General features: G+C 29.2%; 16 protein-coding genes. 9 read left to right on the forward strand and 7 right to left on the reverse strand.

Annotated features, from left to right (window positions below; genetic code table 11):
- Positions 1-46: 46 nt before the first annotated feature.
- The 6 genes from pyk to FBF21_RS02150 all read right to left on the reverse strand — a co-directional run bounded on the left by pyk (position 47) and on the right by FBF21_RS02150 (position 5478).
- A complete protein-coding gene (pyk, locus tag FBF21_RS02125) occupies positions 47-1489 on the reverse strand; it encodes a pyruvate kinase (protein ID WP_002869935.1) in 1443 nt (480 codons plus the stop codon).
- Positions 1490-1537: 48 nt separating this feature from the next.
- Positions 1538-2884, reverse strand: coding sequence for an FAD-dependent oxidoreductase (locus FBF21_RS02130; RefSeq protein ID WP_002869934.1), 1347 nt, complete (start codon positions 2882-2884; stop codon positions 1538-1540).
- A gap of 117 nt (positions 2885-3001) precedes the next feature.
- Positions 3002-3631 carry a type III pantothenate kinase gene (locus FBF21_RS02135; RefSeq protein ID WP_002860273.1) on the reverse strand — a complete coding sequence of 210 codons (630 nt, stop codon included), beginning with the start codon at positions 3629-3631 and terminating at the stop codon, positions 3002-3004.
- Complete coding sequence (locus FBF21_RS02140; RefSeq protein ID WP_002859475.1) at positions 3618-3908, reverse strand: hypothetical protein; 291 nt, start codon at positions 3906-3908, stop codon at positions 3618-3620. The genes FBF21_RS02135 and FBF21_RS02140 overlap by 14 nt, the downstream gene beginning before the upstream one ends.
- A complete protein-coding gene (locus FBF21_RS02145) occupies positions 3905-4903 on the reverse strand; it encodes a hypothetical protein (protein WP_002869933.1) in 999 nt (332 codons plus the stop codon). The genes FBF21_RS02140 and FBF21_RS02145 overlap by 4 nt, the downstream gene beginning before the upstream one ends.
- Positions 4900-5478: a hypothetical protein gene (locus tag FBF21_RS02150; protein ID WP_002859477.1), complete on the reverse strand. Its 579-nt coding sequence runs from the start codon at positions 5476-5478 to the stop codon at positions 4900-4902. Before FBF21_RS02150 ends, FBF21_RS02145 begins: the two co-directional genes overlap by 4 nt.
- A gap of 143 nt (positions 5479-5621) precedes the next feature.
- Between FBF21_RS02150 and gatC the strand changes: the two genes are divergently transcribed.
- The 8 genes from gatC (at position 5622) to FBF21_RS02190 (ending at position 11935) form a co-directional block, all read left to right on the forward strand.
- Positions 5622-5906, forward strand: coding sequence for an Asp-tRNA(Asn)/Glu-tRNA(Gln) amidotransferase subunit GatC (gatC, locus tag FBF21_RS02155; protein ID WP_002858734.1), 285 nt, complete (start codon positions 5622-5624; stop codon positions 5904-5906).
- Positions 5907-5972: 66 nt separating this feature from the next.
- Positions 5973-6536: a CvpA family protein gene (locus tag FBF21_RS02160; protein WP_002869932.1), complete on the forward strand. Its 564-nt coding sequence runs from the start codon at positions 5973-5975 to the stop codon at positions 6534-6536.
- A 1-nt stretch (position 6537) separates the two neighbouring features.
- Positions 6538-7011: a Fur family transcriptional regulator gene (locus FBF21_RS02165; RefSeq protein ID WP_002869931.1), complete on the forward strand. Its 474-nt coding sequence runs from the start codon at positions 6538-6540 to the stop codon at positions 7009-7011.
- Complete coding sequence (lysS, locus tag FBF21_RS02170) at positions 7012-8517, forward strand: lysine--tRNA ligase (RefSeq protein WP_002869930.1); 1506 nt, start codon at positions 7012-7014, stop codon at positions 8515-8517.
- Positions 8514-9758: a serine hydroxymethyltransferase gene (locus FBF21_RS02175; RefSeq protein WP_002869929.1), complete on the forward strand. Its 1245-nt coding sequence runs from the start codon at positions 8514-8516 to the stop codon at positions 9756-9758. The genes lysS and FBF21_RS02175 overlap by 4 nt, the downstream gene beginning before the upstream one ends.
- Positions 9755-10300 (forward strand): DUF1882 domain-containing protein, encoded by a 546-nt coding sequence (locus tag FBF21_RS02180; protein WP_002859481.1) that lies wholly within the window; start codon positions 9755-9757, stop codon positions 10298-10300. The genes FBF21_RS02175 and FBF21_RS02180 overlap by 4 nt, the downstream gene beginning before the upstream one ends.
- Positions 10301-10313: 13 nt before the next feature.
- Positions 10314-11150, forward strand: coding sequence for an SPOR domain-containing protein (locus tag FBF21_RS02185; RefSeq protein ID WP_002869928.1), 837 nt, complete (start codon positions 10314-10316; stop codon positions 11148-11150).
- On the forward strand, positions 11147-11935 hold the full coding sequence (locus FBF21_RS02190; protein WP_002858718.1) for a shikimate dehydrogenase: 789 nt from the start codon (positions 11147-11149) through the stop codon (positions 11933-11935). Before FBF21_RS02185 ends, FBF21_RS02190 begins: the two co-directional genes overlap by 4 nt.
- A 74-nt stretch (positions 11936-12009) precedes the next feature.
- On the opposite strand, the gene FBF21_RS02195 is transcribed toward FBF21_RS02190, so the two are convergent.
- Entirely contained in the window at positions 12010-12909 is a 900-nt protein-coding gene (locus tag FBF21_RS02195; protein WP_002859484.1) for a membrane lipoprotein lipid attachment site-containing protein, read from the reverse strand.
- Between the two features lie 89 nt (positions 12910-12998).
- Between FBF21_RS02195 and lgt the strand changes: the two genes are divergently transcribed.
- On the forward strand, positions 12999-13814 hold the full coding sequence (gene lgt / locus FBF21_RS02200) for a prolipoprotein diacylglyceryl transferase (RefSeq protein WP_002854600.1): 816 nt from the start codon (positions 12999-13001) through the stop codon (positions 13812-13814).
- Positions 13815-13832 lie beyond the last annotated feature (18 nt).

Below are 13832 nucleotides of genomic sequence, written 5' to 3' on the forward strand. Positions count from 1 at the left end.
ATTTATAAGGACATTAAATTCCTTATTTTCAAAGGAATTTAATGTTTTATTGTAGATAATAAGCAATTTGCTCTTTATTGAGAATGCGGATAAGATTGCTAGTACCTTCTACTCCTGTTGGAAAGCCTGCAGTTAGAAGATAGCATTTATCTTCATCCATAAAACCTTTTTCAACACTTGATCTTACAGAGTCTTTTAATAATTCTGTAAGTTCATTACTTTTGTTAACCAAGATCGCAGGATTAACTCCCCAAACTATACTTAAAGAGTTTAAGGTTTTTTCAGAATGCCCTACTGCTATGATTTCTATATTTGGACGATATCTCGCAATCTTAATAGCAGATTTTCCGCTACTTGTTAAAGAAAAAATAGCATCAGCGTTAAGATCTGTTGCAAGATGAGCTGAAGAACGCATGATTTTATCTGTATTGTCTAAATCATTAAAATCATTAAATTTGTTATATGGATAGCGTTTTTCTGTTTCTATTATAGTTTGGCACATTATATCAACAGCGTTTGCAGGATCTATACCAACGGCACTTTCTTCACTTAGCATTACTGCATCTGTTCCATCTAAAACAGCATTTGCAACATCTGAAATTTCAGCTCTTGTGGCGGTTTTGCTTTTGGCTAATGAAAAAAGCATCTGAGTCGCAGTAATAACAGGCTTAGAGGCATTGTTTGCTTTTTGTATGATTTCTTTTTGGATATTAGGAACTTTATAATAAGGTACCTCAATACCTAAGTCTCCTCTTGCAACCATTATACCATCGCTAGATTTAATAATCTCATCAATATTTTCTACTGCATCAAATTTTTCAATTTTTGCAAAAATAGATATTTTTGCGTTATTTTGTGCTAAAATTTCACGAACTTCATCAATATCGTGTGCATTTTGTACGAAAGATATTGCTAAAAAATCTACTTCATTTTTTATACCCCAAAGTAAATCATTTTTATCTTTTTGTGTAATAACATCAATATTGATTTTAGTATTCGGAAAATTAATACCTTTATTTGAGTTTAAAAAACCATCATTTTCTATAATGGTTTCAATTTTTTGATCATCTATGTTTTCTACTTTAGCACGAATTGATCCATCATATAGATAAATATATTCATCAATTTTTAACATATCTAAAATAGATTTTTGATTAATACTGATTTTATAATGATTTTGAGCAATCTTCTCCCCTAAAATTGTTTCACGATAAAAATCAAGTCTATCACCCTTTTTTAATTCAAATGGTTCTTTAAGTTCACCTGTACGAATTTTAGGACCACTAATGTCTTGTAAAATTCCAATACGAGTATGCAATTCTTTAGCTACTCTTCTTATGGTATCTAAGTTTTTTTTATGATACTCATGTGTTCCATGAGAAAAGTTTAAACGGAAAACATTTACACCATTGATAATCATTTGGCGTAGAATTTCTTCCTTTTCACTTGCTGGACCTACTGTGGCTACAATTTTTGTTTTTTTAAGCATGGTAAACTCCTTTTGAAATTATTGTAGCTAAAAATAGAAACAAAATGATTACAATAATTCTGAAGAAAATTTATCTTCGTTAAATTCCATTCCTAGGTAATTACATATAAGCTTTGCATCTCTTTCAGCATTTCCTAAACAACTTGTTGCCCCAGGACTTGGAGTCATATTGAAAATAATACCAGGGGTTTCTGTGATGCTTGCTTCACCTAGCATTAATTCTCCTTTAGTTTTATCAATAACTTGTGGTCTTACGCCTCCAAAACCTTTCGCATAATAAATATCGCTTGCTTTAAGACTTGGGACTATTTTTTTGGCATCTTTAACAAATAAGCTTTTATCAATAAAAGGTAGTTCAAAAAGATAATTATAAAAGATGTAATTTCTAATTGTTGCATCTTTAAACATATTAAAAGTTACTTTTAAAACAGTTTTATCAAGTTTTAGTGCTTCAAAAAATTCTGGAACTGATTTTAGACCATGATAACGTTCTAGTTTTGGAATAACAAGTGCAGTAGGTCCAAAGCGAGTGTTCATATCAGCAAGCAAATCAGGATCTCCATGAAGGGCTGCAAATGGAAGTTTAGGATTTTGCACCATATAAACTTTGCCATTTAAAAGTTTTTGTTTGGTTAAATAAAAACTTCCTGCAACAGGCCAACAAGACTTATCCATACCTAAGTTCATTTTATGTGCTAAATATAAAGAGTGCGCCCCAGCATTGACAACTACGCTTTTGGCATGGTATTCTTGATGATTTGAGGTTTTTAATATAAAAATATCATCTTTTTTTTCTATGTGAATAATTTCTTGATTAAAGGCAACGAAAGTATTTTTATTTTGTTTTTGGGCTTGTTCTATTAGATTTATACTCATTTTCCCAAAATCTACAGTTGTAAAAACCTCGCCGCTTTCAACACCCATGGCACAGATATTTTCAGGTCTATCTTGATTGCAATCTTCTCCTAAAACAACCTTGGGTTCAATTTGTTTGATTTTTGCTTTATCGAAAAATTTTATATAAGGATAAAGTTCTTTAAATTCTTCATAGCGTTTTTTCATATAATCACATTCTATATCTCCAACAGCTAGAGCCATTTTTTGATGAGAAAACATGAAATTATTTTGCGCATTTTGCATGAGTCCATATTTAACTATCATATCAGCTGTTCTTTTTACTTTTCGCGCTTTTTCTAAAGTATAATTGGTTTCAATATCTCCACAATGAATGGTTTGAGAATTACTCGTTCCCTTAGAATTTAATGTTGCAGCTGTATTATATTTTTCTATCAAAGCAATATTTTTAATATTTGTATATCTTGCAAGCTCGTAAAATAATGCTGCTCCCGAAATTCCAGCTCCGATGACAAGCACATCAAATTCTTGTTGGCTCATTGTTTTTCCTTTTTTTATTTTAATAAACTTTTTTCTAAATAAAGTTTAATTGAATTTGTTTTACAAAAAGTTAAATTTCATTAAGGTTTGATATCAATGAGAATTTTTGTAACATTTTTAATAAAGTAAATTGGGATTTTCTTTTATAATCTTTTTCATTCCTCGAAAGATTAAAAGTTTATCATAAATTGCGTGATCGAAATAATTTGCTAAAAATTGTCCATCTCCACCAGTGAAATAAAGCTTTTTATTTTGAGCGGCATCTTTTATCAGTAGGTAAATTCCTTTAAAAACACCATAACTTAAAGCATCCATAGTTTTTTGCGGGAATGCATCAAGACTAACTTGAGTATTAAATTCACTTTTTAATCGCGGTGAAATATGGCTATAAATTTTTTTATAATTTGCAATACCTGGCAAGATAAAACCACCAAGATGTATAGAATTAGAAATAATATCAATTGTAATAGCACTACCTGCATCTACAACAACTCCATCTTCAATAGTATAACAAGCTGCTATGCGATCGATTCCTAATCCTTGATAAATTGTATCAAATAAAAAATAAGGTTCAAGATTGATAAATTTTTTTTGATTTTTTAAATGTTCTTTGAGATGTTCATTGACATTGATATAAAAAATTTTTTGTTCATTTTTAAATTCTAAAAACTGATCTATACTAAGAGTAAAATATTTGTTATCATCTAGGAAATTAGCATTTGAATTCCCAATATCACAGAGCAACATAGATATTAAATCCTTTCATTTCTAGATGATTTTTTGCTTTAGAGCAAAGAGAAGCCATACTAAAAAAATATTTGTTATTTATGTTAATTTGCTGTGCTAGATTTTCTAAAAATAAGGCATCTTTCATTAAAAATTTTGTTTTTCCTGTATACATAAAAAGAATGTTATTTTGATCTTTAGCACAAATATAACTTTTTTTTCTAGTCAACATACTTAAGTCATAGGGCTTTAAATTTAATTTTAAAGACTTTATTGTTTGTTCTAAAATTTTTATCATAGCAAATCTAAAATTTTATCTCCGTAGTAAAATTTACCATTCCCCATGAAAGAAATTTTATCAACAGCTTCTGAAAGTTTAAATACTTGTGTATTATCTAAATTTAGATTCATTTTGATAAGATAGCCTGTTTTTTCAAAAATATATAAATAATTATTGTATATATTGCTTTTTACAAAAATAGCAAATTCAAATTTTTTTTCTGCAATTTTTCTTAAGTTATAATCAGTTTTAATAATAGTGCCATCTTTTTCTAGTATAAAAATACCATCATCACTAAGTGCAACATCTTTTATGTCAGCGTCAAGATAAAGAGTTCTAGCAGGGCTTACAACAATGATTTTTTTAGCTGTTGCTGCTATAAGTTTATCTCCGATTACACTTAGATGGATTACATTGTTGAAAAAATTTTCTGCTGAAATAACCACATCTTTAATGACTTGAAGATTGTTTCTTGAAAGAATTAAAATTTTGCCATCTAGCGTTGGATATACGATGATATTGTCTAAAAATATAGGATTAGCGGTACGACTGTCTTGAGCTGGAGCTGAGGTTAGGGTTTGACTAAATTTAATACCCAAAGAACGATTTGCAAGAACTATAGTATTGTTTGCAAGTACAAGGGCTAAATCATCTCCATTAGAAGCTACTCCTACAACACTAGCGTCAAATTGAAAATTATAAATTTCATTATAAGAATTGTCAAAAATTTTTAAATTTCCATTATTATCTGCAGTAAAATATTCCCCATCTTGATAAGCTAGAAGCATATAATTTTTAGGAAGTTTAAACTTGTCTATGGAGATATTATTTTTTAAGATAGCTGTATTATTGCTAAGTTTTGCAGAAACTAGATTCCAATCAACGATTTTACTTTTTAAATTGCTATTATGACTTAAATCTCCATCGGTTTGTTTTGGTTCAAAATATTGTCTTTTGGTGCCACAAGCACATAGAAATATTAAACAAAATAGTGTTAAAAATATTTTTTTCATTGTGTAATGCCTTGATAATGTTTGAGGTTTTTAGCTATTTGATTTAAACTTGAATTTTCTTTTATCTGAGAAAGTAAAACATTAGCTTCTTCGATTTTATTTTGCTCTAAAAGTTTGTAAGCTTCTAATAATTTATCATAATTTTTTAAAAATATTGATTTATCTCCTAAAGATAATGCAATAATATTTTTAAGTAAAGTGTTTGTTTGAGCATTATTATAAATTTGTTTTAGTTCATTTTGAAAGGCTGTATTATTAAGATCATTAATATTTTCTTTTAGTAAAAAGATAGTGTAAAGATTAGTATTTTTATTTTTAAGTTGTTCTAAAAGATTTTTATTGCTAGGATCTTGTATTAGATTGGCATAAATTTCATTTGCTTCTTTTGTTTTATAATCGTTTATTTTTGAGATTATAAAATTTCCAGCAAACCAAGCAACTAAAATTATCACAACAGCAGATATATAAAATTTATACTTGCGTATAAATCTCTCTCCTTTGATAAAATTTTCTATAAATTGTTCTTCTGTGTTAAGTTCATTTTTAACAGCTTTTAAATTATCTTTTAGTCCCAAAATTTATCCTTGAAAAAATATTTTTATTTTTGTATAGAAAAATTATGATATTGTATCATATAAATTGCAAAATATCCTAAACAATTTAAAGCTTTTTATGATATAATTTTCAAAATTTTAACTTTTTTATTAAGGTTTAAGAAATGCAAATAGATGAGAAATTATTAAGCAAGCTTGAAAAATTAAGTGCTTTACAAATAACAAAAAACAGAAATGAAACTATTGCACAGTTAAGTGAAATTGTGAATTTTGTTGAAAAATTAAACGAACTTGATTTAGATTCCCAAGAGATTACTGTGAGTACTATAAAAGGTGGAGCTCCTTTGAGGATTGATGAGATAAGAAATAGCAATGTTATTGATGAGGTTTTAGATTGTGCTCCAAAAAAACAAGAACATTTTTTTGTTGTTCCTAAAATCATAGAATGATTAACTTAGCATTTAGTGCTTATTTGTAGAATAAATTTAAAACAAAAAAATCAGAGAGTGATTGAAATGAATTTTTATTGGTTTGATGCTTTTATTTTAGGATTTACCTTGCTTTTAGGGCTTAAGGGTATTATCAATGGTTTGATAAAAGAAATTTTTGGACTTTTGGGTATTATTGGTGGTGTTTTTATTGCTTCAAAATATGCAACTCAAGCAGCTGAATTTATACAAAGTACTTTTTATAAGATAGAAAATCAAAGCTTAGCTGGATTTGCTGGATTTTTAGCCATATTAATTATTTTTTGGATAGTTTGTTTATTGGTGGGTAATTTTCTTTCTAGGTTGATTAAATTAAGTGGCCTAGGTTTTTTAGATCGTATTGGTGGCTTTATATTTGGTGGAGCAAAAATCTTTTTAATTTTTGCAATTTTAGTTTTTTGTGTGGCAAGAATTGATTTTTTAAATGATAAATTAGATAATTTTGCTAAAAATAGCTATACTTTAAATTTACTTAAAGAAACGGGATCTTTTATTATGAATCAACCTTTAACAGAAAATAGTCTAGATCATGCTAGTGAAAAGTTGCAAGATATTGTAAGTGATTTAAACAATACTCAAAAAGGGGAGTGATATGCTGATAGAAAATGTGGAATATGATGTTTTACTTGAGAGATTTAAAAAAATATTAAGACAAGGCGGACTTAAATATACCAAGCAAAGAGAAGTACTTTTAAAAACTCTTTATCACAGTGATATTCATTACACACCCGAAAGTTTATATATGGAAATCAAACAAGCTGAACCTGATTTAAATGTAGGAATTGCAACTGTTTATCGTACTTTAAATTTACTTGAAGAAGCAGAAATGGTAACTTCCATTTCTTTTGGTTCAGCAGGTAAAAAATATGAGCTTGCTAATAAACCTCACCATGATCATATGATATGTAAAAATTGCGGAAAAATTATAGAGTTTGAAAATCCTATTATAGAAAGACAGCAAGCCTTGATTGCAAAAGAACATGGTTTTAAACTTACAGGGCATTTGATGCAGCTTTATGGTGTTTGTGGTGATTGTAATAATCAAAAAGCAAAGGTAAAAATATAAATGTTTGATAATATTTTAGAGCAGCAAAGAATAGAAAAAGCTAAAGAGTTAAAAAAATTAGGGATTAATCCTTATCCTCATTTTTTAGAAAAGGAAATGTCTTTAAAGACTTTTAAGGATAAATTTTCTTATATTTTAGAGCAAGTTGAAAAAAGAGATGAAAGTGTCAATGCTGTTGTTGCAGGACGTTTGAAACTTTTGCGTATAGCTGGGAAATCAATTTTTGCAAACATTGAAGATGAGGATACAAATTTACAAATTTATTTTAGTAAAGATAGCGTAGGCGAAGAGCTTTATACGATTTTAAAAAAGAATTTAGAGGTGGGTGATATTGTTTTGGTTAAAGGTTTTCCTTTTGTAACTAAAACAGGTGAATTTAGTTTGCATGCAAGCGAAGTAAAACTCGCTACAAAAGCTATTGTTCCTTTACCTGAAAAATATCATGGATTAACAGATATTGAGCAAAGATATCGTAAACGTTATGTTGATATGATAATGAATGTCGAAGTTAGAAAAGATTTTTTAGTGCGTTCTAAAGTGGTGAGTTTAATCCGTCATTTTTTTGAAAATAAAGGCTTTTTAGAAGTAGAAACTCCTATGATGCATCCGATTGCAGGTGGAGCAAACGCTAAGCCTTTTGTAACTTTTCATAATTCTTTAGGCGTAGAAAGATTTTTAAGAATTGCTCCAGAACTTTATCTTAAAAGACTTATAGTAGGTGGTTTTGAGGCGGTTTTTGAAATCAATCGTTGTTTTAGAAACGAAGGTATGGATTTAACTCATAATCCCGAATTTACAACTATAGAATTTTATTGGGCCTATCATAATTATAAAGATTTAATGGATTTAACCGAAGAACTTTTTGCTTTACTTTTGGATAAACTTAATTTAGGAAAAACAATAGAATTTGATGGAAAAATGATAAATTTTTCCAAACCTTTTGAAAGAATAACCTATAAAGACGCACTTTGTAAGTATGGTGGTTTAGATAGGGATTTAATCGAAGATAAGGAAAAAATTCTTACTAAATTAAAAGCAGATGGTTTTGAAGCGAATGAAAAGCTTGAACTTGGACATTTGCAAGCTGAACTTTTTGACAATTATGTGGAAGAAAAATTGATCAATCCTACTTTTGTGATTGATTTTCCTATTTCCATAAGTCCTTTATCAAGACGTAGCGATGAGGATTCTCAGATTGCTGAGAGATTTGAGTTGTTTATTTGCGGAAGAGAATTGGCAAATGGTTTTAATGAGCTTAATGATCCTCTTGATCAATATGAGAGATTTTTAAAACAAATTGAAGCTAAAAATGCAGGCGATGAAGAGGCTTGTGAAATGGATGAAGATTTTGTAAATGCTTTGGGTTATGGAATGCCTCCAACGGCAGGGCAGGGCATAGGTATAGATAGACTTGTTATGCTTTTGACAAATAAAAAATCCATTCGTGATGTGATATTGTTTCCTGCAATGCGTCCATTAAAATCAGAACTAAAGGAGAAAGAATGAGTTTAGAAATGTTTGATAAAGAAATTTTTGATTTAACAAACAAAGAGTTAGAGCGTCAATGCGAAGGTCTTGAAATGATAGCGAGTGAAAATTTCACTTTACCTGAAGTAATGGAAGTTATGGGAAGTATCTTGACGAACAAATACGCAGAAGGTTATCCAGGTAAAAGATATTATGGTGGTTGTGAATTTGTTGATGAGATTGAAACTCTAGCTATTGAAAGATGTAAAAAACTTTTTAATTGTAAATTTGCTAATGTTCAGCCTAATTCAGGTTCTCAAGCTAATCAAGGTGTTTATGCGGCTTTGATTAATCCAGGTGATAAAATTTTAGGAATGGATTTAAGTCATGGTGGACATTTAACTCATGGTGCAAAAGTAAGTTCTTCGGGTAAAATGTACGAAAGTTGTTTTTACGGCGTAGAACTTGATGGAAGAATTGATTATGAAAAAGTAAGAGAAATTGCTAAAAAAGAAAAGCCAAAATTAATAGTTTGTGGAGCTAGTGCTTATGCAAGAGTGATTGATTTTGCTAAATTTAGAGAAATCGCTGATGAAGTAGGCGCCTATCTTTTTGCTGATATAGCACATATTGCAGGTCTTGTTGTAGCAGGCGAACATCCAAGTCCTTTTCCACACGCTCATGTAGTAAGTTCAACTACGCATAAAACTTTGCGTGGCCCAAGAGGTGGTATTATTATGACAAATGATGAAGAGCTTGCTAAAAAAATTAATTCTGCCATTTTTCCAGGTATTCAAGGTGGTCCTTTGATGCATGTAATTGCTGCAAAAGCAGTAGGATTTAAATTTAATCTTAGCGATGAGTGGAAAGTTTATGCAAAACAAGTAAGAACCAATGCTCAAGTTTTAGCTAATGTTTTAATGGATAGAAAATTTAAACTTGTTAGCGATGGAACGGATAATCACCTTGTTTTAATGAGTTTTTTAGATCGTGAATTTAGTGGAAAAGATGCAGATTTAGCTCTTGGAAATGCAGGTATTACTGCAAATAAAAATACCGTTCCAGGAGAGATTAGAAGTCCTTTTATCACAAGTGGATTAAGACTTGGAACTCCAGCCCTTACTGCCAGAGGTTTTAAAGAAAAAGAAATGGAAATTGTGTCAAATTATATTGCAGATATTTTAGATGATATTAATAATGAAAAATTACAAGAGAATATTAAACAAGAATTAAAAAAACTTGCAAGTAATTTTATTATTTATGAAAGGGCTATGTTTTGATTTCACCAATGGATATGTCGCTAATTAAAATAATTGGCGATCATTATTATATAAGACGCGATAAAATTGTAAATAAAATTACACATAGAGGTCGCTTATTTTTTGATAAATTTGAAAGAGTTGATGCTCCTTTAAATTTAAATGTCATGAGAGAACACGCTGCTAAAAAAATTGTTGTCGCTCATGATTTAATAACAAAAGATAATAAAGTAGAAAATATTGTCTTTGATTATAATGGTTTTAATGCTGAAAGATTTTATCACCGTGCACAACTTATTTTAAGAGAAGAAGGTTTTATAAATTTCACAGCCTATAAGACTAAAACTCCAGGACATTTACATCTTTATATTCACAAAGGACACACGGCGTTAAACGAAGGTTATTCTTTAGCGTCTAAACTTTCAATGATGTTTGCAAGTAAAATGCCAGTAGAATGGAAGGTGTTTCCTAGCATGGATGTACCTAGGGAATTTAATATTTTAATATTGCCTTATGAGGTTTATCAAAAAGAACGAGGAAGTTCTTGGTCTAAGCATATGTAAGAAAGGACAAATTATGGAAAATCAAAAAAATGAATTTGATGATATTATTTTAGAAAAAAGTAATAAAAGTGAAAAAGTAAAAAAAATTCTTTTACGAGTTATTGCTTTAGTTATTTTGTTTTTAGCTATCATGATAGTTATGAAGCTTATTAATGGTAGTGGTGATGAAAATACGCAAAATCAAAGTGTATTGCCAAGTGAACCTATAGCAACTCAAGACAATAACAATGATACTTCTTTTGAAAGTATGCCAATTACAGATAATACTTCAGCAGAAGATCAATTTGAGGCATTAAGAAAACAATTTCAAGATGAACAAAATACAACTCAAAATACAACAACCTCTAGTTTAAATAACAATGATAGCACAAATTTTGCTATGCCTGATCAAGAAGTTCCAGCAGAACCAACAGCAACTACTTCAGAAAATACCACTCCACAAGCAAGTGCTCCTAAACAAGAAGTAAAACAAACTGCAAAACCTAAAGAAGAAGCAAAAAAACAAATAGCTGTAAAAAAAGAAAAAGAAAGTGCAAAACAAACCCCTAAAAAAGAACAAAATGCAAATGATTTATTTAAAAATGTTGATGCTAAACCTGTACATCCAAGTGGTTTGGCATCGGGTATTTATGTGCAAATTTTCTCAGTAAGTAATTTGGATCAAAAATCAAAAGAACTTGCTTCTGTAAAGCAAAAAGGTTATGATTATAAACTTTATAAAACTACAGTTGGAGGTAAAGAAATTACCAAGGTTTTAATAGGACCATTTGAAAAGGCAGATATTGCAGCAGAACTTGCTAAAATCCGTAAGGATATTGCAAAAGATGCTTTTTCTTTTACTTTAAAATGAAATTTTTAGCAGTTATAGGCGATCCTATTTCTCACTCTAAATCGCCTAGAATGCATAATAATGCTATTAAAGCCTTAGGGCTTGATAGCATTTATACACGCTATCATTTAAGAAATGCTAACTGTTTAAGAGAAGATTTTTTTAAATTAGGACTTAGTGGAGCTAATATTACTTTGCCTTTTAAGGAAAAAGCTTTAGATATTGCTGATGTGAAGGATGATTTTGCTAGAAATATTGGCTCAGCAAATACTTTATGCTTAAAAGAAGATAAAATTTACGCTTATAATACTGATGCTTTAGGTTTTTTAGAAGCTATTAAGGATTTTGATAATATAAAAAAAGCTTTGATTTTGGGTGCTGGAGGTACAGCTTTGGCGCTTGCTTATGCATTAAAACAAAAAGGCGTAGAAGTGTATATAGCTAATCGTAGTAAAGAAAGATTTAAAGATTTTTTAGCTTATCCAACTTATCTTTATAAAAACTTGCAAGATTTTGACTTTGATTTGGTTATAAATTCAACTTCTGCTGGATTAAAAGATGAAAATTTACCTTGTGATAGAGAGCTTTTAGATAGAATTTTACCTAAAGCTAAATTTGCTTTTGAGGTAATTTATGGCAGAGAAACACCTTTTTATAGATTGTGTAAAGAGTATCATTTAAAAATTAAAGATGGACTTGATATGCTTTTATGGCAAGGAGTTTTTGCTTTTGAACTTTTTTTTGAAATACAAGATAAAAGAGAGATGATAAAAAATGCAATGCAACAGGCATTGATTTTAAAGTAGAATGATAGTTATTTTTCTTGTATAAGAAAATCTTATTTTTTGTGTGAGAAAGTTTAATTTTCCCACAAGTTTTATCATTCAAATATTTCTACCCCATCTTGATTTTTACTTTGATTATTTTGATTTGTTGAAGATGGATTTGTAGGAATATTTTGTGTAGGCGTGTTTTCAATTGTATTATTTTGATTAGAATTTGTTTGAGGTAAGCTTTCTTCAAAGGTAGCATCGCCATCAAAACTATTAAAACCACTGTTTGTATTAGGTATAGTTTTGCCTATGTCTGTTGCTTTTGGTAGATTGTTATAAAGTGTATTTAATGTATTTTTATAAAAAGCTAAAAAACTTTTATCAATTTCAAAAGCAGGTTGCTCTAAACCTTTATTGAGTTGAGTTGGTACGGTAGAGATAGTAGTTTTAAACATATTAACTCCATCATCATTTTTAATAGGATAGTTAAGCGCAACTAAAGAATCCAGTTTGGTGCTACTTGAAAGATTGGTTGAATTTTGTGGATTGTGTGCATCTATAAAATCTATTTTACCTTTAAAATTTATACCTAAATTGGATTTTACATAATCTCCACTCATAAAATTGCTTGTTTTTTGTGCATTTTTTTCTTCCGTATAAATACTGATTGAACTTTTAAGAGTGTAGTCTGGATTAGTAGTAACTATTTTATAGCCTTTTAGTTGAGCGATGGTTTTGATCTGCTCTTCTAAATTTTGTTTTAAAAGATCAATTTCTTTTTCTATGCGAATTTTAAGCACTGAATTTTCAAAATAATCAGAATAATTGTTATTTTGTTCTATATTAATAGGCTCAAGAGCAATGCTTACTCCAGAATCAATAGGTTCAACCTTTGTTGGAACTTGGGGTTTAAAATTTGGCATAGAAACATTGACAAAATTACTGCTTGTACCCCCACAAGCTGCTAAAATTAACATACTACTAGCAAGTAAAATATATTTTTTCATTTTTTACCTTTATTTAATGTGTTTGTGTTAATTATAGCAAGTTAAAGTTTTTTTGTTATATTTTTATAAAAGAAAATTAGGAAAGATATATGGAATTTTGGCAGCATATTTATTCAAATTTTAATGTTATAGCTTTTAGCATCTTTGGTTTAAAGGTGCATTGGTATGGCATTATGTATGTTATAGCTTTGCTTTTGGCTTTGCTTTTGGCTAAATTTTTTGTAAGAAAATTTCAACTAGACATTAATGAAAAACATTTGGATAGTTATTTTATATGGGTTGAAATAGGGGTTATTTTAGGTGCAAGGCTTGGATATATTTTGATTTATGATGCAAATACTATGTATTATATTACTCATCCTTGGCAAATTTTTAATCCTTATATTAATGGTGAATTTGTAGGTATTCGAGGTATGAGTTATCATGGAGCAATTATAGGATTTTTGATAGCTACTTTATTGTTTTGCAAAAAATATAAAACAAATCCTTGGATTTTTCTTGATTTGGTCGCTTTAAGTGTTCCATTGGCTTATGTTTTTGGTCGTATAGGAAATTTTTTAAATCAAGAGCTTTTTGGTCGCATTACAAATGTGCCTTGGGGAATTTATGTTGATGGAGTATTGCGTCATCCATCGCAACTTTATGAAGCATTTTTAGAAGGTATTGTTGTTTTTATTATAGTTTATTTAGCAAGATTTAAGCAAAGTTTTCAAGGGGAATTGATTCTTGTTTATGCTGGTGCTTATTCATTGGCAAGATTTATATGTGAATTTTATCGCGAGCCTGATTTTGGTATAGGTTTTGTTTTATGGGGTATGAGTATGGGGCAAATTTTAAGTTTTATAATGTTTATAACAGCTTTGTTAGTTTATATTTGTATAAAGTTTAAAAAAGTAAATATTTAATCTATCTTAAAGACTTTT

This window comes from Campylobacter sp. CFSAN093238, assembly GCF_012898015.1.
Classification (GTDB): domain Bacteria; phylum Campylobacterota; class Campylobacteria; order Campylobacterales; family Campylobacteraceae; genus Campylobacter_D; species Campylobacter_D jejuni.

Excerpts from the sequence above, each read along its gene's own strand:
- FBF21_RS02195 (WP_002859484.1), bottom strand. The coding sequence starts at position 12,909 with ATGAAAAAATATATTTTACTTGCTAGTAGTATGTTAATTTTAGCAGCT.
- FBF21_RS02130 (WP_002869934.1), bottom strand. The coding sequence starts at position 2,884 with ATGAGCCAACAAGAATTTGATGTGCTTGTCATCGGAGCTGGAATTTCG.
- gatC (WP_002858734.1), top strand. The coding sequence starts at position 5,622 with ATGCAAATAGATGAGAAATTATTAAGCAAGCTTGAAAAATTAAGTGCT.
- FBF21_RS02185 (WP_002869928.1), top strand. The coding sequence starts at position 10,314 with ATGGAAAATCAAAAAAATGAATTTGATGATATTATTTTAGAAAAAAGT.
- FBF21_RS02145 (WP_002869933.1), bottom strand. The coding sequence starts at position 4,903 with ATGAAAAAAATATTTTTAACACTATTTTGTTTAATATTTCTATGTGCT.
- FBF21_RS02135 (WP_002860273.1), bottom strand. The coding sequence starts at position 3,631 with ATGTTGCTCTGTGATATTGGGAATTCAAATGCTAATTTCCTAGATGAT.
- pyk (WP_002869935.1), bottom strand. The coding sequence starts at position 1,489 with ATGCTTAAAAAAACAAAAATTGTAGCCACAGTAGGTCCAGCAAGTGAA.
- FBF21_RS02140 (WP_002859475.1), bottom strand. The coding sequence starts at position 3,908 with ATGATAAAAATTTTAGAACAAACAATAAAGTCTTTAAAATTAAATTTA.
- lgt (WP_002854600.1), top strand. The coding sequence starts at position 12,999 with ATGGAATTTTGGCAGCATATTTATTCAAATTTTAATGTTATAGCTTTT.
- lysS (WP_002869930.1), top strand. The coding sequence starts at position 7,012 with ATGTTTGATAATATTTTAGAGCAGCAAAGAATAGAAAAAGCTAAAGAG.
- FBF21_RS02190 (WP_002858718.1), top strand. The coding sequence starts at position 11,147 with ATGAAATTTTTAGCAGTTATAGGCGATCCTATTTCTCACTCTAAATCG.
- FBF21_RS02160 (WP_002869932.1), top strand. The coding sequence starts at position 5,973 with ATGAATTTTTATTGGTTTGATGCTTTTATTTTAGGATTTACCTTGCTT.
- FBF21_RS02175 (WP_002869929.1), top strand. The coding sequence starts at position 8,514 with ATGAGTTTAGAAATGTTTGATAAAGAAATTTTTGATTTAACAAACAAA.
- FBF21_RS02165 (WP_002869931.1), top strand. The coding sequence starts at position 6,538 with ATGCTGATAGAAAATGTGGAATATGATGTTTTACTTGAGAGATTTAAA.